A 22,590-nucleotide genomic window follows, 5' to 3' on the forward strand; every position below is an offset into this window, starting at 1 on the left:
CGTTACATAAAAATTCGGCAGTGGCGGAAAATAAATAAAAAGGAGGGCGTAACTTGGAGAAAAGACCTTATTATGTGAACGTTGAGAGCGGAGAAATTTTGCCGATAAAAACTGCATCAACTTTTCAGTTTGAGATATCAGCTTCAGATGATGATGTGCGAAAACTCGAGAAAAAGTTTCAAGAGGTAGACAGCGCCGCATCAGATACTTTCGTAAGATCGCATGTACCATACGTTCCTTATTCAAATGATCCAGATAACGATCGCTATGATCAAAAATTACAAGAGGCTTATCGGATCATCCATGACCTTGGCCAAGACGAAACAAGACGGTTTATTGAAACGATGAGCTTCTGGAATCCGGAAAAACCTGAAGACATTGAAAAAAGGCCAGAGAATAATTAATCTCTTGGCCTTTTCTTTGGTTAATAAACGAAGAATGCAATGTAGATGATGAGGATCACCGCTATAGAAAATCCTGCTAATGCAATAAAAACGGGATTTAATAATGCAGTATGTCTTGAGACTGCAGGGTTTACTTCGTCTTCCGTATAAACTTTTTGTTTCTTTGCGACCTTCATTGTCCACCATAGTCCAGCAGCCGCTACAAGGACAGCCAATAAGATAAAGAATAGTGTAAACAAAATGTTCACTCCTTAAAGCTTGATTGTCCATATAGTGTTTGTGGATTTAGCGGGTTTCATGCATAACAGCAGAACGTTGTTCAAGGGACTCGAGACGCTGAAGTTCATTTTTAACAAGTGTCATAATTTTATCCTGATCATTCCTGTCAAAGATATTGTATTGGTCACTTTCAATCATTAATACGGGTGTCTTATCATACGCTTTGATCCAGTCTTTATATTTTGCATGAAGCGTTTTGTAATAAGCTAGAAGTTCAGGATTCTCTTCAACCTGCTCATAAGAACGGCCTCTTTGTTTAATCCGGTTCAAAACGGTTTCCAAGTCACTGTCCAGATAAATAAGCAAGTCCTGACGTGACTTTGGAGTTTTGTCAATTTCGTTCATCATCGTTTCAAGCAGATCCTTATACGTATCAAATTCAAGCTGTGTCATATTGCCGGAATCAAAGTTCAGTTCTGCAAAAATCAGATCTTCATAAAGACTGCGGTCCAGGACGTTATCAGGACTTGTTCTTGCTTGGCGAATCGTTTTAAAGCGTGTGTTCAGAAAATAAATCTGAAGCGGGAAAGCCCATCGCTTCGGGTTTTTGTAATAATCGGGTAAAATAGGGTTATCAACGACACTTTCGTAAAAAATCTCGCTGCTTAGCTGCTCGCTCAGAAATTCAGCATACGTTGATTTGCCCGTTCCGATCATACCTGCCATTAAAATCACGGTATATCCTCCTAAAATGAAATGCTAAAACACATTAATGTAAAAGCGTGGTTCATATGTATGTAAATCAATATATGGTATGTATGGCTTGTAAGCCCTTCTAAATATATCACGGAATACAAAAGGTGAACAGAGGCTGTTTGTCGGAAAATGGAGAATTTGGCCTAAAGTTTAATAACTAAGAAGTAAAGAGCAAGGAGAGGAGATAAGGGATATGACTATTAAAATCAGAGTTTATTCAGATTTCGTTTGACCATATTGTTTTTTAGCGGAGGCTCCGCTATTAGAAGCAACAAAGGATAAAGATTTTGAAATAGAATGGATGCCATTTGAATTGCGTCCCTATCCAGAGGAGACGTTAAAGCCTGAAGGCAATTACATTCAGCGTGCATGGCAGGAATCTGTACTTCCACTTGCACAAAAGATGGGAGTAAAAATGATTCTGCCGGAAGTATCACCTCAGCCTCATACACACCTGGCACATGAGGGTCTTTTATTTTCTAAAAAGCATAAGAAAGAGAAAGAATATGCACACCGTGTTTTTACCAGTTTCTATCAAGAAGGTAAAGACATAGGACAAATTGGAGTACTTCGCGGCATCGCTGAAGAGGTTGGGCTCGATGGAGAATCGTTTGAGCAGGCACTCGTTTCCCGTGAATTCTGCAGCGAGAGAGAAGAATACTTACGGCGAGCGTTTGAAGAGGTGCAAATTACAGCTGTTCCGACTATGTTTATCGGGGACAGAGTTTTAAAAGGGCTCCACCCGCAGGCAAATATTGAACGTGCTTTAAGAGGAGCGATCCGGGACGAGAAGATGGAATTTTGCGAAGGCGAAGAATGTGAATAAAAATAGAAAAAAGAGCGCTTAGAAGGGTTTCCTTCTTTGCGCTCTTTCTCGTTCTTAACAATGAAAAAAGGGGGTTGTTGATAGGGATGTATATAATATAGCAAGTCTTATAAAAATTATGAGGAATATGTGATTTTTTTGATAAACGTTATCACTTTGTGACAAAGTCGCGTTGACGGACTAAAGAGAAGGTGTGAGTTTCGCACCTTCCGCTCCAATCAAATCAGCTTTTCATCACAGAAAAAACAAAAAGAAAAAAGCCCATGTAGGGGAGGGCTCTTTTCCGGGAAAGGGGGGTACACCTATATCAGACGAATCAAATAAAAGAAAGTTTCAAAAAATGTAAATTTTCTTTTCTATCTTTCTAAAAAAAGTGATAAAGTTATAAAACAGAAAAGATGAGAGAAGGAATGGGGATGAACGGATTTTTTGCAAAATGGCATCCAGCTGTCATCGTTATAGTAACGGGAACTCTTTTTACTAGAGCAGCATTTTTTATGACAATGCCATTTTTAGCGATTTACTTGTACAGCGAAAAAGGAATAGAACCTGCTATGGTAGGATTGATTATCGGTGTGAGTGCACTTACAGGAACATTCGGGGGTTTCTTTGGAGGTTATCTCTCTGACCGAGTTGGAAGGCTTCCTGTTATGACAGCTGCAATTTTAACATGGAGTGCTGTTTTTGCAGGATTTGCGATTGCAGAATATGTCTGGCACTTCTTTCTGCTGAATATGTTAAACGGCCTCTGCCGATCATGGTTTGAGCCGATTTCAAGAGCATTGCTTGCAGACGTTACTACGAAAGAAAATCGTCTTCGCGTTTTCAATGCCCGCTATTTTGCCATCAATGTAGGAGCAGCGATCGGACCTGTTGCTGGGACTCACCTTGGAACAAGTTCTTCAACTGGTGCATTCTATATCACTGCTGCCGCATACCTCGTATACGGGCTATTAATCATCATTACGCTAAAAGGTTATTCAGCAGAACTAAAAGCCGGTGAAGAAAGGAAGTTTTCTATCAAATCTGCACTGACAGTCCTGTCAAAAGATAGAATCTTGGCATTTTTTCTAATAGGAAACACAATAGTGATGATGGCACAGTCACAAATGGATACAACACTTGCGCAATATATAGGGAATGCCCCGCAATTTGAGAATGGTGTGAAGCTGTTTGCGTATCTTGTGGTTACAAATGCCGTAACGGTGTTAATACTACAGTTTCCGGTTACGAACTATGTTAAACGGTTTCAGCCGATGAACGCACTTCGCTTTGGAAGCATTGCCTTTAGTCTTGCGTTACTTGGATTCGGGTTATCAACGAACTGGATCTTCCTTGTAATAAGCATGGTGTTTTTAACTGTAGGAGAAATAATCGTTTTCGTAATGAGTGACGTATTATTAGACGACCTTGCTCCAGACCATATGAGAGGTACATATTTTGGAGCGATGTCATTTCGCTCGATCGGATTCAGCGCAGGACCATGGATTGGCGGTCTCCTTTTAAGTACGTTCGGCTTTGAACATGGATTCTATGTATTTGGGAGTCTGACGCTAATCTCGTTATTGTCACTTCCATTTTTTCAATATGGAGAAACGATTCGAAAGAATTTATCAGCTGAACATTCTGTTTCGACTCAAGAGAGGAGTTTACACACATGATTACAGGTATTGAACATACGGGAATTATGGTAACGAACATGGAAAAATCACTTTCGTTTTATACTGAAATTTTGGGATTAAATCTGCTGGACCGTTTTGATCATACAAGCGTCCCAGTGGAACTTGCTTTTTTAGGATTAGATGAAAAGGTCCTTGTTGAACTGATATCAGGTTATCCGGGAGAAGTAACGAACGAAGGAAAGGTTCACCATCTTGCTTTCTCTGTTACAAACATCGAAGAAAAGTTCGAGATCTTAAAGGAAAAAGGGGTTCAGCTAAAAGACAAAGAAATTACAGAACTGCCAAACGGAAAATACTTTTTCTTTTACGGTCCTGATGAAGAGTCGCTTGAATTCTTTGAAAGAAAATAAAATGGAGGCTGCGGAGAAATTCTCTGCAGTCTCTTTTTTAATTTTTTGTAAAGGTATTGAGTTTTAGAAGGAAGGGATTTGAACAGAGAGAATTCTTCAGTTTAGATACCTGGGAGTGTTTCCTTTAAATATTGATTAGAGCAGTATTCGACTCCGTATTTGTAACGTTGTTCTCTTATATTTCTAGCTTTTTTTGGATCAATGGGAATACGTTTTATTTCTGGATAAGCCTCCATAATCTTTTGGGCGATTTTGTCACCAGGCTCATCAGGGTCTGTTAAAACGTACACCTCGTTACATATTATTAGTGCTTCTTCAATCGCTCTTCTTTCTTTATGACGAAATGAAATGCCATTTAATATAACGAAATGGGCATGGGGGTCGACACTTTGTACTCTCAGTTGATCACTTTTGCCTTCAACAATGTATCCGGTCATAGCGCCTCCTGTAAAACTTGGATTCACTATGATTTTATGGAGTGCATATTGATAATAGTACAACTTCTAGAAAATTACTCATAAAAAAGGGGATTATACATTTTGAACAGGCTTTATCTTATCACGAAAACATTTTGTTACTGCGTATGTTTAATATTATTGCTTTATGGTTTGTTTCTTCTAACGGATCAATTATCAGGATTTTTGCTCGGTGTGATCTTGATCATTTCAAGTATTAAATTTTATTTGGCTAAGAGACTAACTAAATCTAAAGCTGAAAGAATCAGCTTTTTATCCATCGTTATAACCGTTGTTTTATCCTCCGCTCTTTTTTCTTCCTTCAATTTTTTCCTTCATCATACCTTAACTCAAGATTTACCTGCACGGGCTAAAAATCAGTTTTATACGAAATCACTTTTGTATGATAATCAATTCTTGTTTAAGAGAATTGATTTCCTTAAAACGCTCAGCGTAAAATCATCAAAAGAGGCGGTCGTATTCTATCGACCAGGAGATGATCATTTCGCAAACCTCGCCATACAGCATATACGAAAAGTTATCTCAATGAATGAAAAGTTGATCGATATTCATCAACCAGTCCCGGTTACGGTCATTCTATATCGAAATCCGGAGAATTTTCAAAACCAATTACCCGTTCATTCCTATGAAAATTTACATGGCATGTATGTTCCGACAGAAGAAACGATCCATCTTTTAGTTACTAAGCAAATGGAGGAGAATGATGAACCATTTTTAGAACTAACGGCTCATGAGTATACCCATCATTGGATTGTAAGCTATCTAGGACAAAGGGGTCTTGTTAACGGGCATTTACCTCGATGGTTTGAAGAAGGAATAGCGGAGTATGCTGGATTGGCAAGTATAGAAAAAATCCCCAGATTTATGCCACTTCAATTCATTCCTTTTACAAGAATTCAAAGTGTTAGTGATTGGGCAAATGAAAACAGCAGAAATTCTCCTCATCTTCCATACCGCCAAAGCTATTATGCGATCGATCAACTAATCAGAGACGGCAATCAGTCAAAAATTAAGAATTTACTGCTGGAAAACAACCAAAACTTCTATCAAACGTTCCAAAATGAGCTCGCTGAATCCATGGTAGAATTTGAGTTGCGATTTTTAAGGGATGAAATGAGAGAATACAGAGAGAACACAGACTGAAAGAGACAAGAATGGAGTAAGGGTGCCAGTAAATTGAAAAAACAATACAAATAAATCTCTATTACTTAATCCACGAGATTTGGTAATAAGCCCACGAGATTTAGTATCATTTTATCCACGAGTTCGCGATCCTCGACAGATATCGATAAGCAATCATCAGATACTATGCCGAACAACCTCAAAAAAAAAAGACCCAGTGAATATGGGTCATTTCATTATCTGCTTTTTAGTTTTCGTTTAATGATTGGCAGCAATCTCTTTTTTCCTTGTTTGATTAAATGGGCAACCGCCATTCCTTTTATACCTTTACTAATGCGTCCCATTTTTTCAGCCTCCTTCAAAAACATAGGTGTTTCATGTAATATACCCTAAACAATAGAACAGCAATCCAATTTATTTGGAATTACGGGATACTTGTCTATACGTTTGGGTTAATAGATGAATAAACTAAATCGAGCACAAACAACATATACAGGAGATGAATATTTTGACGCAAAGATATTTTCCTTTCTTTCCGGGTCAAGGCGGTGGTCAAGGTGGAGGCCAAGGGTTTGGACCTCCAGGCGGGGGTCAGGGATTCGGACCACCGGGACCTCCTCCAGGTGGACCAGGCGGAAAAGGAGCAGGCGGCGGTGGAGGCGGGGGAATGGCGCCAACATCAGCACCGCCAGGTTTTACTCCTTCACAATCACAAGCGTATAGCTTTGGTGGCGGCGGAGGTGGTGGCGGCCAGTTTGGTGTCTATGCAGTTGATCCAGGAGCAATAAGACCTTGTCTGTATCAATTCATTTACATTTGGCCATCATGGGGACCTGGTTTTTGGGCATGGCTAACTTTTGTAGGACGTCGTTCTGTCGCTGGTTTCCGCTGGAACGGACGCCGCTGGGTATACTTCGGAATGGACACTCGCCAGATTAATTCATTTTATTGCTATTAAAAAAGCCGCCATTATAGACTAACCTAGGTAGATGAGACACAATAAAACACCTCCGAAATGATACACTTATTCTAAGTGATAATCGGAGGTGTTTTTGCATGGGCAAAAACGTATATTCAAAAGAAACAAAGTGGGCTGTTGTTAAGGATAAAATGAGTGGCCAATTTACGAATGAAGAAATTATGAATAAGTATGGCATTAAAAATGTTTCGCAAATAAAAACATGGGTGAAATGGTATCGTGAAAATCAAGTACACCGGTTTAATCAGCCAATAGGCAAACAATACTCTTACGGTCTTGGACCTGATTCAGCTAGTGAAGAGGAAAAAAAGGACCGTCAATTCAATCACTATAAACAGGAGAATGAAATCTTAAAAAAGTATTTGGAGATCGAAAAGGAGTTGAAAAAGAAGTAGTTCTCCGTTTGGTAAAAAAATTACGAAAAAAGTACACGGTTACGGCTATTCTAAGCGCGCTAAACGTTCCAAGGTCCACATACTATCGTTGGGTGTCTACTCCATCTAATGATTTGTCTAAATCAGAGAAGGTCATTATCTCACTTTGTGAAGAGACTAACTATCGGTATGGACATCGTAAAATTAAGAATTTACTTAAACGTCGATATCAAATTAGTTTGAATCGAAATTCGGTGCAACGTATTATGCAAAAGCATCATCTACAGTGCCGTGTAAAGCCAAAGCGCAAGTGGAAATCTCAAGGGGAATCCATCATTGTCGCACCAAACATTTTAAATCGAGATTTTTCAGCAGCTCGACCTAATCAAAAGTGGGTAACAGATATAACATATGTTCAATATGGTTCTATTACATTGTACCTATCGACCATAATGGATTTATTTAATAATCAAATTGTGGCTCACAAGCTCTATACCCATCAACAAGTTCCTCTTGTGGCAGATACCTTAAAAGCAGCTTTGGAATCACGAGGGAACCCCAAAGGGGTTATAATCCACTCAGATCAAGGAAGTGTGTATACATCCTATGGGTATCAACAACTAATAAAGGATAGGAAATTGGTCAGCAGTATGTCCAGAAGAGGAAATTGTTGGGATAATGCGGTTATTGAGTCCTTCCATTCCAATCTAAAATCTGAAGAATTTCAATATGTGAAGTTTAATTCTATGCCGATAGATAAAATCAGGGAAAAAGTAGATCAGTACATGAAGTATTATAATGAAGAGCGTATACAAGAAAAATTAGGCTACCACACCCCAATTGAATTTGGTAGTATGGCAGCCTAACTGGTGGTGTTTTATTATTGTCTCATTTGACTAGGCCAGTCTAATTAGGCGGTTTTTTATTTATACTTTGGCAGCTGCAGAACTTCCCATGTATGATAAGACTTTCTTTCAGCTGGTATCTTCTTTTCTAAAAGATAGTGTTTTGCTTCACTAACAAGGGGAGAACACCAATCTTCTTTCAAAAATTCAGTTTCCATCCATAAGACACCCTTCGAATCTTGATCGGGAATATCTGCTAAAGAAATTTTATTTGTTTCATCCACGGTACATAAATAATAGACAGCAGTATGCTGAGATTGTGTTCAATGTTTGTAATTCCACGGAAGTTCATAAGACCTTTCACCGGCTCTAACTGCTGTCAGCACCTTATAACCGGTTTCTTCTAACACCTCTCGCTCAACGGTTTCGATTTCTGTTTCACCACTTTCAGGTGTCCCGCCCGGAAGGTCAAGGCGGTTCTTGTACGGGCCGCCGCTCTTTTCCACAGTGAGCAGGTGACCAATGTCATTTGTGCAGATGCAATAAATTCCTTTATGTTTATGCATAATAATCTCCTTAAAAAAACCTTTTCACTTTAACATGAAAAGGCATTTCCGTAATTTTATTCTTTTACAAGTTCATTCAATTCGGCCGTTAGCGATTCGAATTTGTTGAAACTCTCAACTACTTCTTCCACACATCTGTGCTGCTCTTCTACACTTGCGAGTACTTCTTCAACAGCTCCGCTAGATGTTTCAGCAGTCCCAGAAACAGACTGGATTTCTCCAACGATGTATCCTGTTGATTCATACAGTTGATTGATCAATGTTTGTACTTGAGAGGATTGAGTCGCTACTTGATCTGTGTTTATTAGAATACGCCCGAAGTTGTCTGCTGTTTTCTGGGTTGCTTCAAGACTCGAGGTAACAACACCTTGTGAGCCGTCAACGAATTGTGCAGCCTGTTTTGCTTTATTGCGGATCTCACCAAGGATGCTGGCGATTTGTTTAGTAGAGTTTTGTGAGTCTTCCGCCAACCTGCGAACCTCATCAGCGACCACTGCAAAACCGCGGCCTTGTTCACCAGCACGTGCAGCTTCAATGGCTGCATTCAGTGCAAGAAGATTTGTTTGTGAAGAAATTTCTTCAATCGTTGTCAGAATCCCTTCAATTGATTCACTTTGTTCGTTTAGTTCGTGCATTAATGAGTTCGTTTGGTGCATCAGTTTGCTTACTTCTTCCATCTTGGCCGACAGTTCCGAAACCTGGCTTTCTCCTGCCTTAGTTACTTGAGCTGTTTCTTCAGATAATTTTTTCATGTCGCTTGAGTGCTGATAAAGTCCTTTTGCAACATCGTTTGTATTAGTTACAGACTCGTTCATCCCGCCAACACTAACTGCCTGGGACTCAACTCCTTTAGCCACTTCTGTAAAGGCGTATGTAATGTTACTTGAGATCTCACCGGTTCTCGTAACATTTTCTCTTACGGACTGACTGAAGATGTGCAGATTTTCAGTTGCTTCTTTTACCTTCGCCAATAGATGTTCAAGCTTGATCTTATCATTTTCGGCCTGCTTTTCAGCTTTTCGAATATTTTCCTGCATGCGCTGACCCATTTTTGCCTGGGCAACAAGAGCGCCCGTAATGACAATTAGAAAAACATTCAGTGAAATGATTATCTTGGGATCTTGCCCGGCAAACATGGAATCTTTATATTGAAAAAAGAAAAAATTGGTTAACAATACTCCGCATACACCCGATAGTAAGATAGAAATGTAATTATGATATAGCGTAATAACAGCAAGGCACACATATGTCATCAAATAAGTGGAAATTTTTGGATTCGAGTGTGCCATGACAACGGTTAAGATCGTTAGACCAAATACGACGTAATATTGAACAGCATGTGGCGCCCATTTTCGGTAAGTCCAAATTGTGAGTGTGAGAAGAATCACTAATCCTGATAAACCGTAAAACATAACACTGTTAATGGTTTTTGTACTTGCATATGTACTTCCGAGTCCAAGAAAGTACATTCCCCATAACATTTTCGTTACAAGCTTGTTCGTTTGTAAATTTGAGGCAAATGATGGATTCAAAATTTTTCATCTCCGTTTTAGAATGTATAAGTACTGTTTTTATATCGACATATTTTTTTAAGTATTAAAGGCGTAATTGCCAGTATGTAACAATTTTTTTATAAGTATCGTCTAAATTAATGAGGTGATGAGTCATGACAACAAAGACTTGGATGAAGAGCTCTATACTTGCACTTGCGGTATTATTATCGGCGTGCAGCGGTAACGTACAGGAAACAGAGAAAAAAGAAGCATCTAAGAAGACAGCAGAACCGGCGGAAGTTGCAGATCAAAAGGAAGAACCAGCCGAAGAACCAGCTGCATCTATTGAAGAGGAAGGTATTTATATCGGGCAAATCGATAATAATTCTATTGAAGTAGAAGCATCGGGTGATACACTTGTCCTCCGATTGTCTGATGAAGTGCGAGACACTGTTGCAAATTTAGAAGATGGGTCAAAAGTTTCGATCGTTTACAAGAAAAACGAGAATGATCAATGGATTCTTGAAAAGATTACAGCTGCTGACTCTGGAACAGGAGAGCCGGCTGCCTCACAAACTCTTAAATATACAGTCAATGGAATTACCGTTGAGAAGGAAGCTGCTCTAACAGAGAGTGAACAAGATTACTACTTTTATAAAATAGATGATTTTGAGTTTACAGCCGAAGAACCGCGAAAAGATTTGATGTTTGCTACAGAGTTTGCGGAAACTTTCGTCAGAATAGAACCGCTTTCAGAAGATGCATCTATTGAAGATCTTAAAAAGTGGGCAAACGATGAACTTGCGGCTGTTGGAGAAGTAAAAGAAGTGAATGGAGTAGAAACAGCTGGTCCTGCTTTTGAATCTACCCAACTATTTATTACGGCATCAAAAGATTCCTTTAAGAAATATATCGTCATCCAAGAGCTGGAGAGCGGAGACAAAGTGAAATACACGATTAATCTTCCGCAGCATAAAAAAACAGCCGAGTGGGAGCAGGCAATCTGGGCAATGCTATCCACATTAAATATGAGGTAAGTAATATAAGAGGCGTTCTTAATGGACGTTTTTTTATTTGTGTAAAAGGATTTCTTTAAATAATAAGGAATTTAAGGACATTATTTCGAAAATTAGAAGCATTAAAGTAGCATGTGGCATATAATATTTGCAAAGGTTAAAAAAGTTTCCTTAAGGAAAGATAGGTGAATGCCATGTGGTACAAAGAAAGTTCTTTGTTTAAACTGCAGCAATATACGCTGATCCTGCATAAGCTCGGTATATTTTCGCAGGAAGATAAGGCAGACATATTAGGGAAGATCGAAAGCTACAAATCAAAAATACGATTTAAATAGTAGAGGTCCTATCCGGGGAGCCTCTTCTTTTTATTTCAAAAAAAATTCTATTTGCGTACACATTGTTGCTATTGGAAGTGGTTGATTTCCGCTCCAGGATGCTCGCGTTCCGCGGGGCGGGCGGTGAGCCCCCTAGGCTATTAAGCATGCCGTGGTCTCACCTGTCCCGCTGATCCCGCAGGAGTCTCGCACCCTGCGCTTCAATCAACTAGTCAAAGAAGCGTACTCCAAAAAATGTTCAAAAACAACAAATCTTTTAGAAATAAATAAAAACAACCAAAGAAAAAAACCGGCAACAGTATGCCGGTTTCGTATATAAGTTTAAACTTATTTTTTAGTTACGTTAGCTGCTTGTGGTCCGCGAGCTCCGTCAACGATTTCGAATTCTACTTCTTGACCTTCGTCAAGTGATTTGAATCCTTCAGATTGGATAGCTGAAAAGTGTACGAATACGTCGTCTCCACCTTCAACTTCGATGAAACCAAAACCTTTTTCTGCGTTAAACCATTTTACTTTACCTGTTTGCATGTGAATGCCTCCTAGAACGTTTGCACATTTGTGCCGTAATTACCAAACAACTTTCAAACTCTTATTTAAGATGTAATCCAGTCCGGAATGGTTGTCACAAATATATCACAAAGTGGTTTGTCCCGCAAGGAACTATTCTGAAAAATAGGAATAAAGAGACACGTGCATTTTATTAAAGGCTCTTCTCTAAAAGATTGTTCTTAGAGAAGGGTTTTGTTCGATTCTCTCCTTCGAGAAGTTGATTGGAGTGCAAGGTGTGAGACTCCTACGGGATCAGCGGGACAGGTGAGACTCCTGACAGCGCAGAGCGCTAGGAGGCTCACCGCACACCCCGAGGAAAGCGAGCATCCTGGAGCGGAAATCAACTCTTTCAAGACCAACAAAGTTTGCAAAAATAGTTTAATTAAAAACTAAAGAAAAAACCATCTTCTACTCTTGGGAGGAGGATGGTTTTAAGTCATGTGAAGGACGCGTTGCTACGATGCCTGTTGCCTTAACGATCTGGTTCAGAATATTTACTCGTGATTGGTCATCAAAGTTTTGTGCTTTTACGTATGCATAGCCATCTTCATTTGATACATAGCGGGGAGGCAAATTGTTGAGTGTAATAGCAAAAACATCTGCTTTACAAATCTCACATTTACAAGGAAGCTGAAGTTGTCCCCAATAATTCCGTAATGCTTCATCTACTAGTATTTCCATTGCATTTTTCACATTCATGGGTTTGTTACCCCTTTATACACAATCTATATGAATAGAATAGCTTATTCTTACTATATGTGTAAACTTCTAAACTCTTTAACATGACCTTATTACTAGTATAATTTTAAATATATCCCGAAAACGTTACTATCTTACTAAATTGACAATAATATATGATTTTTCTGAAAATAAACTTGAAATCATATATGATTTGAGATTAACATAGGATTATGAATACTCAACAAAAACCCAACAAGCAGCAATATGCTTATCAAGTCATCCGTTCCCGCATCTTAGATGGAAGATATCCGCCTGGCCACAAACTCGTAATTGACCAGCTGGCAAGGGAGCTTCAAACGAGTGCCATACCTGTTCGTGAAGCGATCAGGCTGCTCGAAGCTGATTCCCTTATTTCTTTCAAACCTTATTCAGGAGCGATCGTTACCCCCTTTGATGAAGAGGCATATTTAGAGACATTGTCTGTACTTGCCGTACTAGAAGGCTTTGCAACAGCAGAATCATCTAAGTCCTTTCCTCGCGAAAAACTCGATGAACTAAGAGCGTACACCAAGTTAATGGAAGAAGCACTTGATTCACTTGATTTTTCTCTTTTCTCAAACTACAACAAAGAATTTCACAAACTAACCTACAAATATTGCTCAAACCAGTTTTTAATGGAACAAATTCATTCAACTTGGGAGAGACTTGGTACAGTCCGAAAGAGCGGTATGACTATGAAACCTTCCAGAATGAAACGATCCATTGCTGAACATTACCTGTTAATTGAAATGATTGAAAAGAGAGAAGATCCGGAGAAAATTGAGTCTTTTACACGCAATCATAAGTTGAACACGCTGAAAGCTTTTCTTGAGGACAAATCAAGTTAGCCCAAAACGATCAATTACTAAGGAGATGAAAAGAATGAATGCAGAAGAAGCAAAAAAGACGCTACGTGGATCCATCGCGCCTATCATTACCCCTTTCCATGATGATGAATCACTTGATCTTGATACGCTTAAAAGTTTAATAGACTGGCATATCCAGTCAGGGAGTCATGGTATATCTGTAACCGGAACAACAGGAGAGCCCTCCTCACTAACGCTGAAAGAACGCGAACAAGTGATGGAAACAGCCATTAAGGCTGTAAACAAACGTGTACCGATCGTCCCGGGTACAGGCTCAACAAACCACCAAGAATCACTTCATCTCACAAAACTCGCACAAGAAATGGGAGCAGATGCTGCTATGGTCATCGTCCCATACTACAACAAGCCTTCACAGCATGCTTTGTACAAACATTTTAAGACAATTGCAGACAGTGTGGATATCCCGCTAATCATCTATAACATTCCAGGAAGAACAGCCGTTAACCTTGAAGTGAAAACACTTGCCCGCCTTAACGAAGATTGTCCGAATATTATCGGTGTAAAAGAATCGAATAAAGACTTTGAACACATTAATCGTGTGCTATTAAACTGCGGACGTGACTTTATGCTGTATTCAGGAATCGAACTGCTTTGCTATCCGATGCTTGCAATCGGTGGAGCTGGATACATATCCGCAACAGCAAACGTGCTGCCATCAAAAGTAGCTGAAGTATATAACGCATGGGAAGCTGGCAATGTAGAAGAAGCAATGAAGCTTCATTATGATCTTATGCCATTGAACGATGTTCTCTTTAAAGACACGAACCCAGCACCTTTAAAAGCTGCACTTGGAATGATGGGGAAAATCAATCCAACATTGAGAATGCCAATGGACTTGCCGGCAGAAACCTTGCAGAAGGAAATCAGATCTGTACTTGCTGACTATGGATTAGTAGAAAAAATAGGGAGTGAAGCGTAAATGAAACATGCGAGAGTGATATATGAAGGAAGAGAACAAAAAGGCACGGTAACAGACGAAGTCATTACATTTTCATCAGGAAAAACAGCAAGCATAAAGGACATTGAAACATGGCTTCCGCCTTTTCAGCCAAATAAGATGATCGGACTTGCACTGAACTATGCTGACCATGCAGATGAACTCGGCCTCGAAAAGCCAGCTGAACCCGTTCTTTTTATCAAACCAAATTCATCTCTAGTCGGACATAAAGGGCAAGTGTTCTATCCAGACGGAGCAACTTACATGCATTATGAAAACGAACTTGCCGTTGTGATCGGTAAAGAAGGAAGAAACATTAAAACTGAAAATGCGATGGATTTTGTAAGCGGTTACACAATTGCGAATGATGTAACGGTCCGTGACTTCGTTAACAACTGGTACCGTCCGCCTGTACGTGCAAAGGGACATGATACGTTTGGTCCGATGGGTCCCTTTTATGTGGATGCTGCAGATATTCCTGATGTAACAAACCTTGAACTCCGCACATATGTGAACGGTGAACTCAGACAGCAAGGCAACACGAAAGACTTGATGTATTCCATTCCTGAAATCATCGAGTTCGTGTCTTCATTTATGACGCTAGAGCCGAACGATGTGATCTGGACGGGAACACCGAAAGGAATCTCCCACGTACATCCAGGAGATGTTGTAAGACTTGAAATCGACTATCTTGGCGCATTGGAAAACACCATTGTTGATGGCCGTTCAGAAAAGGTGCCAACGGGAGGGAAGGACAATGAAGCCAGAAGTTAACGAGACGATCCGTCATTATATTAACGGACAATTCGTTTCAGGCCATACCGGTGAATTCTTTGTAAACTTGAACCCTTTTACAAATGAAAAAATAAATACAGTCAGTGAAGGGACAAAGGAAGATATTAACCTCGCTGCAAAAGCGGCAAAAGAAGCCTTCAAAAGAGGACCTTGGGGGAAGATGAAGCAAGAGAAGCGTCTTCAGTACATCTATAAAATTGCGGATTTAATCGATCGTGACATTGAAGAGATCGCCTTGCTGGAGTCCTATGACACAGGTCTTCCGATTGCACAAACAAGAAAGATGGTCGGCCGTGCAGCAGATAACTTCAGATTTTATGCGGAGATGGTAAAGAACCGCATGTCTGGTGAAGCGTATCACGTGGATGACGAGTTCATGAACTACACCATTCAAAAGCCTGTTGGTGTTGCAGGACTGATCACACCATGGAATGCTCCATTCATGCTTGAAACGTGGAAAATCGCTCCAGCTCTGGCGACGGGAAACACAGTTATTTTAAAACCAGCCGAGTGGTCGCCACTGACAGCTAACAAGCTAGCGGAACTGGTTGATGAAGCAGGATTGCCACAAGGTGTCTTCAACGTTGTTCACGGATTTGGTGAGAAAGCCGGAGCTTCCCTTGTCGCGCATCCGGACGTGCAGCTTATCTCTTTTACAGGGGAGACGAAGACAGGATCGGAAATTATGAAGAACGGAGCGGATTCTTTAAAACGCTTCTCGATGGAACTTGGCGGCAAATCTCCAATTATCGTATTTGATGACTGTGACATGGAACGCGCAATGGATGCTTGTGTTTGGGGAATCTTCTCTTTTAACGGTGAGAGATGCACAGCGAACTCCCGTTTGTTTGTGCAGGAATCTATTAAAGATGAATTCGTGGCCAAGCTGAAAGAGAGAGTTGACAACATTATTGTCGGTGACCCATCCGATCCTGATACAGAAGTTGGACCGCTCATTCATAATGATCATTATGAAAATGTGAAACGCTATTTGAAGATTGCAGAAGATGAAGGGGCTGAAGTCTACAGCCAGCAGCTCTCTGAATCTCATAAAAAAGGAAACTTTGTAGCTCCTACTCTTTTATTAAATGTAAAAAATGATATGACTGTTGCTCAAGAAGAAATTTTCGGTCCGGTACTCTCAGTAATGACCTTTAAGGATGAAGCAGAAGTCATCGACTATGCAAATGACATTAAGTACGGCCTTGCGGGTTATGTCTGGACAAATGATATGAAAAAAGGCCTTCGTGTGGCAAACGCTGTTGAAGCAGGCATGCTGTGGGTGAATTCGCAGAACGTACGTGATCTTCGCATTCCGTTCGGAGGTTCAAAAAATTCAGGAATCGGCCGTGAAGGCGGGCATTACGCGTTTGAATTTTACACAGAAATGAAAGTTGTGCATGTGGCGCTCGCTGACCATCACATTCAGCAGTTCGGTAAGAAAAAACAACCGCTTCAGACCGAAGCAAAACACTAAGGAGGGATTTCTTTGCCTGCACGTACGGGGGAACAATATATTCAAGGAATCAAGAAGGCAAAAAATAACGTTTGGATTCATGGTAAAAAAGTTGATGATGTACCTTCACATCCAGCATTCCGAAACATTGTGAGATCCATTGCCAACCTGTATGACCTCCAGCATGAAAAAGCAGACAAGATGTTATATACCTCTGAGAAAACAGGCGATCAGGTAGGCCTGTCCTTCATCGCGCCTAAAACAGTTGAAGATCTGATCCGCCGCCGTGAGATGATTTCCGAATGGGCAGGATACACGGGCGGAATGATGGGACGTACGCCGGATTATTTGAATACAAGTGTGATGGCGTTTGGTACATCGGGAAGCTTCTTTGCTCAAGATGATCCGATGTTCGCAGAAAATGCAAAAAAGTATTATGAATATTGCCGGGAGAATGACATCAGCTTAACGCATACGCTCATTCATCCGCAAACAAACCGTTCAAAAAGGCAATCCGAACAAAAAGACCCATATTTATCAGCTCGTATCGTTGAAAAGAACAAAGATGGAATCGTTGTAAAGGGAGCCAGATTGCTTGCAACACTTGGGGGAGTTACTGATGAGATCGTTGTATTCCCTTCAACGTTAAACAAGGCGTCCTCTGATGATGATCCATACGCAATGGCATTTGCGATTCCGAACAACACAGATGGTCTTAAGTTCTTATGCCGTGAATCTTTCGATCAAGGCAGAAGCCAGTGGGATCATCCCTTAAGCTCTCGTTTTGAAGAGAGTGACGCAATTGTTGTATTTGATAATGTTCTCGTTCCATGGGAGCGTGTTTTTGTCAGCGGCAACTCTGACATCTGCAACCGCACATATGTGGAGACGAACGCGATTGTTCATATGGCACATCAAGTTATTGCGAAGAATACAGTTAAAACAGAATTCGTCCTAGGGGTAATCTTGAACATGATGGAATCCATCGGAATAGATGTGTTCCCGCATGTAAAAGAAAAAGCGTCTGAAGTCATGCTCATCTTAGAGACAATGCGTTCTCACTTATACCGTGCAGAACACAATGCATCGATCGATAAATATGGCAACATGACACCAGACTTTGCCCCATTAAACGCAGCGCGTAACTGGTATCCGAAGATGTATCAGCGTATTGTGGAGATCGTGAAAATTCTTGGTGCATCCGGCTTAATGGGAATACCGACTGAAGCAGACTTTAATGCTGATGACATCGGTGAGCTCGTTCACCGCTATACCCAAGGCGCAAATATTGATGGATATGAGCGTACTCAATTATTCCGTTTAGCATGGGATATTTCGATCAGCACGTTCGGCGGACGCCAAGCTCTTTATGAATATTATTTCTTTGGCGACCCGGCGCGTATGTCAAATATCTATTATGATCAATTCAACAAAGAGCCTTATAAAGCAATGGTGAAAGACTTTTTAAATCGTGTGAAATCCTCAAATCACAATTATACGAGTGTATAGGGAGGTAGAGACGTTGGATTTTAACATTATACGTATCGCGCGAGTTGTCATGAACGTGACTGATCTCAACGCTTCCCGTGATTTTTATGTAAACGCACTAGGGTTCATTGAAACGGCATCTACTTCAGAATGGATGGCTTTAAGAGGATTAGAAGAGCATTGTCATCATAGCCTTCTTTTGAAAAAAGCCGAAAAACCAGGCGTGCATGCCGTGAGCTATAAAGTGTGGGAAGATGGTCACTTGAATGCTTTAGAGTCCTTTTTTAAAGGAAAAGGGGCGAAAGTACTTTGGAAAGAAGCTGATATGTCGGTTGGAATCGGCAAAACGCTGTGTGTGGAAGACCCTTCAGGCATTCCTCTCGAGTTTTTCGTCGAAATGGAAGGTGCTGAGCGCTGCATTCAAAAGTATGATTTATACCGCGGTGCCCGTGTTCAGCGCATCGATCATATCAACTGTATGGTTCCTGATGTGGAAGCAGCTGTAGCATTCTATACGGATGAACTCGGATTTAGGGTTTCAGAGTATACAGCTACGGAAGATGACAGGACTTGGGCTGCATGGCTTCACCGAAAACCAACCGTCCACGACGTAGCATTCATGAATGGTGAAGGTCCGCGTCTTCATCATGTCGGTTTCTGGCTGTCAGATCCGATGAGTCTCATTCATTGCTGTGATGTGATGGCAAGTATGGGCTATGCAGACAATATCGAACGCGGTCCAGGCCGTCATGGATTATCAAATGCCTTTTTCCTTTACATTCGTGACCCGGATGGAAACCGCATCGAATTGTATAATGGGGATTACTTAACAAGTGATCCAGATTTTAAGCCTGTTAAGTGGGATATTAACGATCCGAGAAGGCAGACGTTTTGGGGACATAAAGCCCCTGATAGCTGGTTTAATGAGGCGACTTCGTTTTTAGATATGGAAACTGGCGAGCCAGTGAAGCAAAAAAGCCCGACTTTGGCGCAGCGCAAGCCGGACTTTGTAACGTGATTATATAAAAAGGGAAGCTGACTCGGATTTTTGCTCGAGTCAGCTTCTTTGCTCGTCCAGCGAGATTTATACTCGCTGGACGGAATTTATGAGCGCTTAATGGAATTTGTGCTCGCCATACGGATTTTGTGCTCGCCATGCAGAATTTATGCTCGCCATACGGATTTTACGAGCACCATACGTAATTTATGAGCAACATACAAATTGTGAGTCCACAAGAAGTAAATTTTACATTTACCTTTATGGTCTTTTTCATTGATAATAGATTTATTATTATAAATCATGCATTTTAAGAAATAGGTAATAAAAAGGACTGATATTATGTTTACAATGATTAATGGCGGCGAGGTATATGCACCTCATCATCTTGGAAAAAAGGACATATTAATAGCTGCAGGAAAAATCGCAAAAATCTCAGATCACATCGAATGGCAATCATCCGATATTGACATCCATGTGATCGATGCAACAAACAAGATTGTTACACCTGGATTTATTGATGCTCACGTTCATATTACAGGGGGCGGCGGAGAAGGCGGATACAAAACAAGAACGCCAGAGATTTATTTGTCCGACGTAACTCTTGCTGGTGTCACGACCATTGTCGGAGTAATTGGTACTGATGGCACTGCCCGCACGATGACAAATTTAATCGCAAAAGCGAAAGCGCTTAAAGAAGAAGGAATCTCTTGCTATGTACACACTGGCTCTTATCAGGTGCCTGTAAAAACGCTGACAGGAAGCATCGAAACCGACATCATGATGATTGATGAGGTTATCGGAGTTGGAGAGATTGCTATTGCCGATCATCGATCCTCTCAGCCCCAGGCTCATGAACTCGCAAGGCTAGCCTCGCAAGCACGTGTTGCAGGCATGCTGTCTGGGAAAGCGGGTGTAGTCAACATCCACCTCGGTGATTCAAAAAGTATGCTTTCGTTAATTGAAGAAGTAATTGAAACGACGGATCTCCCAGTTTCTCAGTTTTATCCGACGCATATCAACCGCAATTCATATGTGTTTGAAGCGGGGATCGAGTACGCCAAAAATGGTGGCTATGTAGACTTTACAACAAGTACAACGAAACAGTTTATTGAAGAAGGCGAAGTGAAATGCAGCGCGGGGTTAAAGCGAATGATTGATGCGGGAGTGCCTAGTGAACTCATTACATTCACCTCTGATGCACAAGGAAGTTTGCCTGCTTTTAATGAACGGGGAGAATTTACCGGACTTCGTATCGGTAAAGTGAATTCGCTATATAAAGAAGTAAAAGATGCTGTCCTTCATGAGGGGATACCGCTTGAAACCGCCTTGCAGACGATTACAAGCAACCCTGCGCGAGTTCTAAAGCTTAAAGAAAAAGGAGTTCTTGCAGAGGGACTTCATGCTGATCTTGTTCTTCTGAAGAAGGATGACCTGAACATTGATTCTGTAATTGCACTCGGTCAAGTGATGGTTCTGGACGGAAAAGCGATAATAAGAGGAATATTTGAGTAACGGAAGCTCACTTCAGCTTCCTTTTTCATTTTTCTGAAGAGAAATATATGGTAAAATAGACAGCATACATACAAAAAAATTAAGGTGGCGATCACATGGCGAAACAGGAAACACCAACAAAGTTAAGTCCTGAATTGTTTGAACACCTGCAAGGCGAGCAGCTTGTATTGCTTGGTACAGTTGACGCAGAATCCAATGCTCCATCCGTAAATGCAATTTCCTGGGTAAAGAGTTTATCAGAAGAAAAAATCCGTTTTACAGTAACAAACAATTCCCGAATCGTTACTAACATTCAAGCCAATTCTAATGTAGTGATGACAGTTGTCGGGCTTGAAACCGTTTATTCGATTAACGGAAAAGCCAATATTCTGGAAAACGCTATGGCGGATGTACCTCTTAAGCTTGCAAAAATTGAAGTAGATATTGAACACGTATTTGAGAGCATGTTCTGGGGTGCTAAGATCGTCCAAGAACCTGTATATGAAAAAACGTATAACGAAAAGAAAGCGAAAGAGCTGGATGAGCAGGTATATGCAGCTCTTATGAAGTAAAAAGCCACCCAGAAATTATGAGGAATCATCAGGGGCCGTCTTACAGCATATTAAGGCGGTTTTTATTATACCGAAAAAAGAGGGTGACTGAAATGAAAGCTGCCTGGCGTATGCTGCTCTTTTCTGGATTGATATCAGTCTTTACCGGTATTTTCTTTGTAACGGACTTGTTAAAAACTAAGTCAGCGGCAGGGATGGGAGTATGGGGCTACTTTCTTTTATTTTGGGGGATAGCGGCTGTCATGATCTCGTTTAAACGGCTGCCGTTTTTTTGGTTGATGAAAGTTTTAGCTGCAGCAGGTATTTTCCTTCATGGATCACTTGTTTTATATTGGCTTCTGTTTCCTGAGGGTCTTGGACAGGAATTGGGTAAGGGAAATTCATTTTATGGGATAACCTCAGGGCTTTCAGCTGTTTTCTGCATCTTTATAATCGGGAAAAAGACGAAGAAAAAAATCCGTTCGCATTCAATTTCTAAATAGTGTGCTTTTTTGGATTATGATAAAATTATAGAATGAACGACTCCTTGTTTTTCCTCGATTCCGTTTTAAAAGTGTTAACGATGGCAACGATGAGGGTATGAGGAAGAAAAGGGTGAGAGAACGATGGACTGGAAAAACTGGCAGCATTATTTTACTGAAGAAAATATACTAAAATTACTTGAGCAATACCGCGACCTTGGCTTTTTGCCCGGCATTTTACTGCCAATGCTTGAATCATTCATTCCCATTTTGCCATTATTCCTTTTTGTAGCGGGTAATGCGGCTGCGTATGGATTTTGGTTAGGTTTTATCTATTCGTGGATCGGCGTTTGTTTAGGTTCAGCTATTGTCTTTTTGTTAGTTCGGAGATTCGGGCAAAAACGATTCTTGAACTTCTTAAACAGGCATACTAACACAACCCGGATGCTGAACTGGGTGGAGCGCCACGGATTTGGAATGCTCTTCTTAATTTATTGTTTTCCTTTCACGCCTTCAGCATTAGTTAACGTCGTTGGCGGACTTTCCCGAATTAATATTAAAACTTTTTTATTAGCTTTAACGCTTGGTAAACTAGTAATGATCGCGATCGTATCATTCATTGGCTACGATTTTGTAGATGTTTTGAAGAGTCCATTAAAATTAGGATTAATCGTGTTCGGAATATTTGTTCTATGGCTAGGCGGCAAAGTAGTTGAATCCAGATTAAAACAATCGGAACATCAGGCTTAATTTATAGCCTGGTGTTTTTTTATTATAGGCTTTTCTAAAAG

The 22,590-nt window shown here is 40.5% G+C and carries 26 protein-coding genes and 1 pseudogene; 19 read left to right on the forward strand and 8 right to left on the reverse strand.

The features are described from left to right. The first annotated feature begins 53 nt into the window (after positions 1–53). The gene (locus tag ABE41_RS07975) at positions 54–404 is read left to right on the forward strand and encodes a hypothetical protein (protein WP_066288543.1); all 351 of its coding nucleotides are present in this window, start codon (positions 54–56) and stop codon (positions 402–404) included. A gap of 20 nt (positions 405–424) precedes the next feature. Here the strand turns inward: ABE41_RS07975 and ABE41_RS07980 are convergent, their stop codons facing one another. Both ABE41_RS07980 and ABE41_RS07985 read right to left on the reverse strand, forming a co-directional pair. Further along, positions 425–643, reverse strand: a complete 219-nt coding sequence (locus tag ABE41_RS07980; RefSeq protein ID WP_066288548.1) for a hypothetical protein — start codon at positions 641–643, stop codon at positions 425–427. Positions 644–689: 46 nt separating this feature from the next. Then, positions 690–1,349: a deoxynucleoside kinase gene (locus tag ABE41_RS07985; RefSeq protein ID WP_066294729.1), complete on the reverse strand. Its 660-nt coding sequence runs from the start codon at positions 1,347–1,349 to the stop codon at positions 690–692. A gap of 274 nt (positions 1,350–1,623) precedes the next feature. Between ABE41_RS07985 and ABE41_RS07990 the strand changes: the two are divergent. From ABE41_RS07990 to ABE41_RS08000, 3 genes and pseudogenes are all read left to right on the forward strand, one after another. Beyond that, positions 1,624–2,205: pseudogene (locus ABE41_RS07990) on the forward strand (DsbA family oxidoreductase); the annotation flags it as partial. Positions 2,206–2,621: 416 nt separating this feature from the next. After that, complete coding sequence (locus ABE41_RS07995; RefSeq protein WP_083207729.1) at positions 2,622–3,866, forward strand: MDR family MFS transporter; 1,245 nt, start codon at positions 2,622–2,624, stop codon at positions 3,864–3,866. Beyond that, positions 3,863–4,237 carry a VOC family protein gene (locus ABE41_RS08000; RefSeq protein ID WP_066288554.1) on the forward strand — a complete coding sequence of 125 codons (375 nt, stop codon included), beginning with the start codon at positions 3,863–3,865 and terminating at the stop codon, positions 4,235–4,237. The genes ABE41_RS07995 and ABE41_RS08000 overlap by 4 nt, the downstream gene beginning before the upstream one ends. A 101-nt stretch (positions 4,238–4,338) precedes the next feature. Here the strand turns inward: ABE41_RS08000 and ABE41_RS08005 are convergent, their stop codons facing one another. Beyond that, positions 4,339–4,674, reverse strand: a complete 336-nt coding sequence (locus tag ABE41_RS08005; protein ID WP_066288555.1) for a ribonuclease M5 — start codon at positions 4,672–4,674, stop codon at positions 4,339–4,341. 102 nt (positions 4,675–4,776) lie between these two features. Here ABE41_RS08005 and ABE41_RS08010 point away from each other — a divergent pair, with 102 nt between their 5' ends. The 3 genes from ABE41_RS08010 to ABE41_RS08025 all read left to right on the forward strand — a co-directional run bounded on the left by ABE41_RS08010 (position 4,777) and on the right by ABE41_RS08025 (position 8,054). Beyond that, positions 4,777–5,856, forward strand: a complete 1,080-nt coding sequence (locus tag ABE41_RS08010) for a hypothetical protein (RefSeq protein ID WP_066288560.1) — start codon at positions 4,777–4,779, stop codon at positions 5,854–5,856. Positions 5,857–6,343: 487 nt separating this feature from the next. Then, positions 6,344–6,793, forward strand: coding sequence for a hypothetical protein (locus ABE41_RS08015; protein ID WP_083207730.1), 450 nt, complete (start codon positions 6,344–6,346; stop codon positions 6,791–6,793). A gap of 98 nt (positions 6,794–6,891) precedes the next feature. After that, positions 6,892–8,054, forward strand: a protein-coding gene (locus ABE41_RS08025) for an IS3 family transposase (protein ID WP_156774198.1) whose coding sequence is annotated in 2 segments (ribosomal slippage) — positions 6,892–7,168 and positions 7,168–8,054 — 1,164 coding nt in all. Because the reading frame shifts where the segments join, the coding sequence is not laid out codon by codon here. A gap of 56 nt (positions 8,055–8,110) precedes the next feature. Here ABE41_RS08025 and ABE41_RS21005 read toward each other — a convergent pair. From ABE41_RS21005 to ABE41_RS08035, 3 genes are all read right to left on the reverse strand, one after another. Beyond that, positions 8,111–8,251, reverse strand: a complete 141-nt coding sequence (locus ABE41_RS21005; protein ID WP_156774250.1) for a hypothetical protein — start codon at positions 8,249–8,251, stop codon at positions 8,111–8,113. Between the two features lie 105 nt (positions 8,252–8,356). Then, entirely contained in the window at positions 8,357–8,599 is a 243-nt protein-coding gene (locus ABE41_RS08030) for an NUDIX domain-containing protein (RefSeq protein ID WP_066288566.1), read from the reverse strand. A 56-nt stretch (positions 8,600–8,655) separates the two neighbouring features. Further along, positions 8,656–10,131 (reverse strand): methyl-accepting chemotaxis protein, encoded by a 1,476-nt coding sequence (locus tag ABE41_RS08035; protein ID WP_066288569.1) that lies wholly within the window; start codon positions 10,129–10,131, stop codon positions 8,656–8,658. 134 nt (positions 10,132–10,265) lie between these two features. Here ABE41_RS08035 and ABE41_RS08040 point away from each other — a divergent pair, with 134 nt between their 5' ends. Both ABE41_RS08040 and ABE41_RS21010 read left to right on the forward strand, forming a co-directional pair. Continuing rightward, positions 10,266–11,129, forward strand: coding sequence for a hypothetical protein (locus tag ABE41_RS08040; protein WP_066288576.1), 864 nt, complete (start codon positions 10,266–10,268; stop codon positions 11,127–11,129). Positions 11,130–11,302: 173 nt separating this feature from the next. Beyond that, positions 11,303–11,443, forward strand: coding sequence for a hypothetical protein (locus tag ABE41_RS21010; protein WP_156774251.1), 141 nt, complete (start codon positions 11,303–11,305; stop codon positions 11,441–11,443). Between the two features lie 327 nt (positions 11,444–11,770). On the opposite strand, the gene cspD is transcribed toward ABE41_RS21010, so the two are convergent. Continuing rightward, positions 11,771–11,971, reverse strand: coding sequence for a cold-shock protein CspD (cspD, locus tag ABE41_RS08045; RefSeq protein ID WP_066237152.1), 201 nt, complete (start codon positions 11,969–11,971; stop codon positions 11,771–11,773). 429 nt (positions 11,972–12,400) lie between these two features. After that, positions 12,401–12,691, reverse strand: coding sequence for a late competence development ComFB family protein (locus ABE41_RS08050; protein WP_066288578.1), 291 nt, complete (start codon positions 12,689–12,691; stop codon positions 12,401–12,403). Between the two features lie 212 nt (positions 12,692–12,903). On the opposite strand from ABE41_RS08050, the gene ABE41_RS08055 reads away from it, so the two are divergent. The 10 genes from ABE41_RS08055 (at position 12,904) to ABE41_RS08100 (ending at position 22,549) form a co-directional block, all read left to right on the forward strand. Next, positions 12,904–13,560, forward strand: coding sequence for a GntR family transcriptional regulator (locus tag ABE41_RS08055; RefSeq protein WP_066288581.1), 657 nt, complete (start codon positions 12,904–12,906; stop codon positions 13,558–13,560). Positions 13,561–13,585: 25 nt separating this feature from the next. Further along, on the forward strand, positions 13,586–14,518 hold the full coding sequence (gene hpaI, locus ABE41_RS08060) for a 2,4-dihydroxyhept-2-ene-1,7-dioic acid aldolase (RefSeq protein ID WP_066288582.1): 933 nt from the start codon (positions 13,586–13,588) through the stop codon (positions 14,516–14,518). Continuing rightward, positions 14,519–15,310 (forward strand): fumarylacetoacetate hydrolase family protein, encoded by a 792-nt coding sequence (locus ABE41_RS08065; RefSeq protein ID WP_066288589.1) that lies wholly within the window; start codon positions 14,519–14,521, stop codon positions 15,308–15,310. It abuts the gene before it with no gap. Then, on the forward strand, positions 15,294–16,808 hold the full coding sequence (hpaE, locus tag ABE41_RS08070) for a 5-carboxymethyl-2-hydroxymuconate semialdehyde dehydrogenase (protein ID WP_066288591.1): 1,515 nt from the start codon (positions 15,294–15,296) through the stop codon (positions 16,806–16,808). The genes ABE41_RS08065 and hpaE overlap by 17 nt, the downstream gene beginning before the upstream one ends. Before the next feature lie 12 nt (positions 16,809–16,820). Continuing rightward, entirely contained in the window at positions 16,821–18,296 is a 1,476-nt protein-coding gene (gene hpaB / locus ABE41_RS08075) for a 4-hydroxyphenylacetate 3-monooxygenase, oxygenase component (protein ID WP_066288592.1), read from the forward strand. Positions 18,297–18,309: 13 nt separating this feature from the next. Beyond that, positions 18,310–19,293 carry a 3,4-dihydroxyphenylacetate 2,3-dioxygenase gene (hpaD, locus tag ABE41_RS08080; RefSeq protein ID WP_066288593.1) on the forward strand — a complete coding sequence of 328 codons (984 nt, stop codon included), beginning with the start codon at positions 18,310–18,312 and terminating at the stop codon, positions 19,291–19,293. Between the two features lie 321 nt (positions 19,294–19,614). Then, the gene (gene iadA / locus ABE41_RS08085) at positions 19,615–20,787 is read left to right on the forward strand and encodes a beta-aspartyl-peptidase (RefSeq protein WP_066288595.1); all 1,173 of its coding nucleotides are present in this window, start codon (positions 19,615–19,617) and stop codon (positions 20,785–20,787) included. A 95-nt stretch (positions 20,788–20,882) separates the two neighbouring features. Beyond that, the gene (locus ABE41_RS08090) at positions 20,883–21,338 is read left to right on the forward strand and encodes a pyridoxamine 5'-phosphate oxidase family protein (RefSeq protein ID WP_066288598.1); all 456 of its coding nucleotides are present in this window, start codon (positions 20,883–20,885) and stop codon (positions 21,336–21,338) included. Positions 21,339–21,430: 92 nt separating this feature from the next. Further along, positions 21,431–21,820: a hypothetical protein gene (locus ABE41_RS08095; protein WP_066288601.1), complete on the forward strand. Its 390-nt coding sequence runs from the start codon at positions 21,431–21,433 to the stop codon at positions 21,818–21,820. 123 nt (positions 21,821–21,943) lie between these two features. After that, complete coding sequence (locus ABE41_RS08100; protein WP_066288605.1) at positions 21,944–22,549, forward strand: TVP38/TMEM64 family protein; 606 nt, start codon at positions 21,944–21,946, stop codon at positions 22,547–22,549. Positions 22,550–22,590 lie beyond the last annotated feature (41 nt).

It is taken from the genome of Fictibacillus arsenicus (genome assembly GCF_001642935.1).
Lineage (GTDB): Bacteria > Bacillota > Bacilli > Bacillales > Fictibacillaceae > Fictibacillus > Fictibacillus arsenicus_B.

Bases quoted from the DNA above. Each gene is read 5' to 3' on its own strand.
- ABE41_RS08090 (WP_066288598.1), top strand. From the start codon at position 20,883: ATGGCGAAACAGGAAACACCAACAAAGTTAAGTCCTGAATTGTTTGAA.
- ABE41_RS08005 (WP_066288555.1), bottom strand. From the start codon at position 4,674: ATGACCGGATACATTGTTGAAGGCAAAAGTGATCAACTGAGAGTACAA.
- hpaI (WP_066288582.1), top strand. From the start codon at position 13,586: ATGAAAAGAATGAATGCAGAAGAAGCAAAAAAGACGCTACGTGGATCC.
- ABE41_RS08100 (WP_066288605.1), top strand. From the start codon at position 21,944: ATGGACTGGAAAAACTGGCAGCATTATTTTACTGAAGAAAATATACTA.
- ABE41_RS08040 (WP_066288576.1), top strand. From the start codon at position 10,266: ATGACAACAAAGACTTGGATGAAGAGCTCTATACTTGCACTTGCGGTA.
- ABE41_RS08050 (WP_066288578.1), bottom strand. From the start codon at position 12,691: ATGAATGTGAAAAATGCAATGGAAATACTAGTAGATGAAGCATTACGG.
- ABE41_RS07995 (WP_083207729.1), top strand. From the start codon at position 2,622: ATGAACGGATTTTTTGCAAAATGGCATCCAGCTGTCATCGTTATAGTA.
- ABE41_RS08095 (WP_066288601.1), top strand. From the start codon at position 21,431: ATGAAAGCTGCCTGGCGTATGCTGCTCTTTTCTGGATTGATATCAGTC.
- iadA (WP_066288595.1), top strand. From the start codon at position 19,615: ATGTTTACAATGATTAATGGCGGCGAGGTATATGCACCTCATCATCTT.
- ABE41_RS08000 (WP_066288554.1), top strand. From the start codon at position 3,863: ATGATTACAGGTATTGAACATACGGGAATTATGGTAACGAACATGGAA.
- ABE41_RS07985 (WP_066294729.1), bottom strand. From the start codon at position 1,349: ATGGCAGGTATGATCGGAACGGGCAAATCAACGTATGCTGAATTTCTG.
- cspD (WP_066237152.1), bottom strand. From the start codon at position 11,971: ATGCAAACAGGTAAAGTAAAATGGTTTAACGCAGAAAAAGGTTTTGGT.
- ABE41_RS08055 (WP_066288581.1), top strand. From the start codon at position 12,904: ATGAATACTCAACAAAAACCCAACAAGCAGCAATATGCTTATCAAGTC.
- ABE41_RS08030 (WP_066288566.1), bottom strand. From the start codon at position 8,599: ATGCATAAACATAAAGGAATTTATTGCATCTGCACAAATGACATTGGT.
- hpaE (WP_066288591.1), top strand. From the start codon at position 15,294: ATGAAGCCAGAAGTTAACGAGACGATCCGTCATTATATTAACGGACAA.
- ABE41_RS08065 (WP_066288589.1), top strand. From the start codon at position 14,519: ATGAAACATGCGAGAGTGATATATGAAGGAAGAGAACAAAAAGGCACG.
- ABE41_RS21010 (WP_156774251.1), top strand. From the start codon at position 11,303: ATGTGGTACAAAGAAAGTTCTTTGTTTAAACTGCAGCAATATACGCTG.
- ABE41_RS21005 (WP_156774250.1), bottom strand. From the start codon at position 8,251: ATGGAAACTGAATTTTTGAAAGAAGATTGGTGTTCTCCCCTTGTTAGT.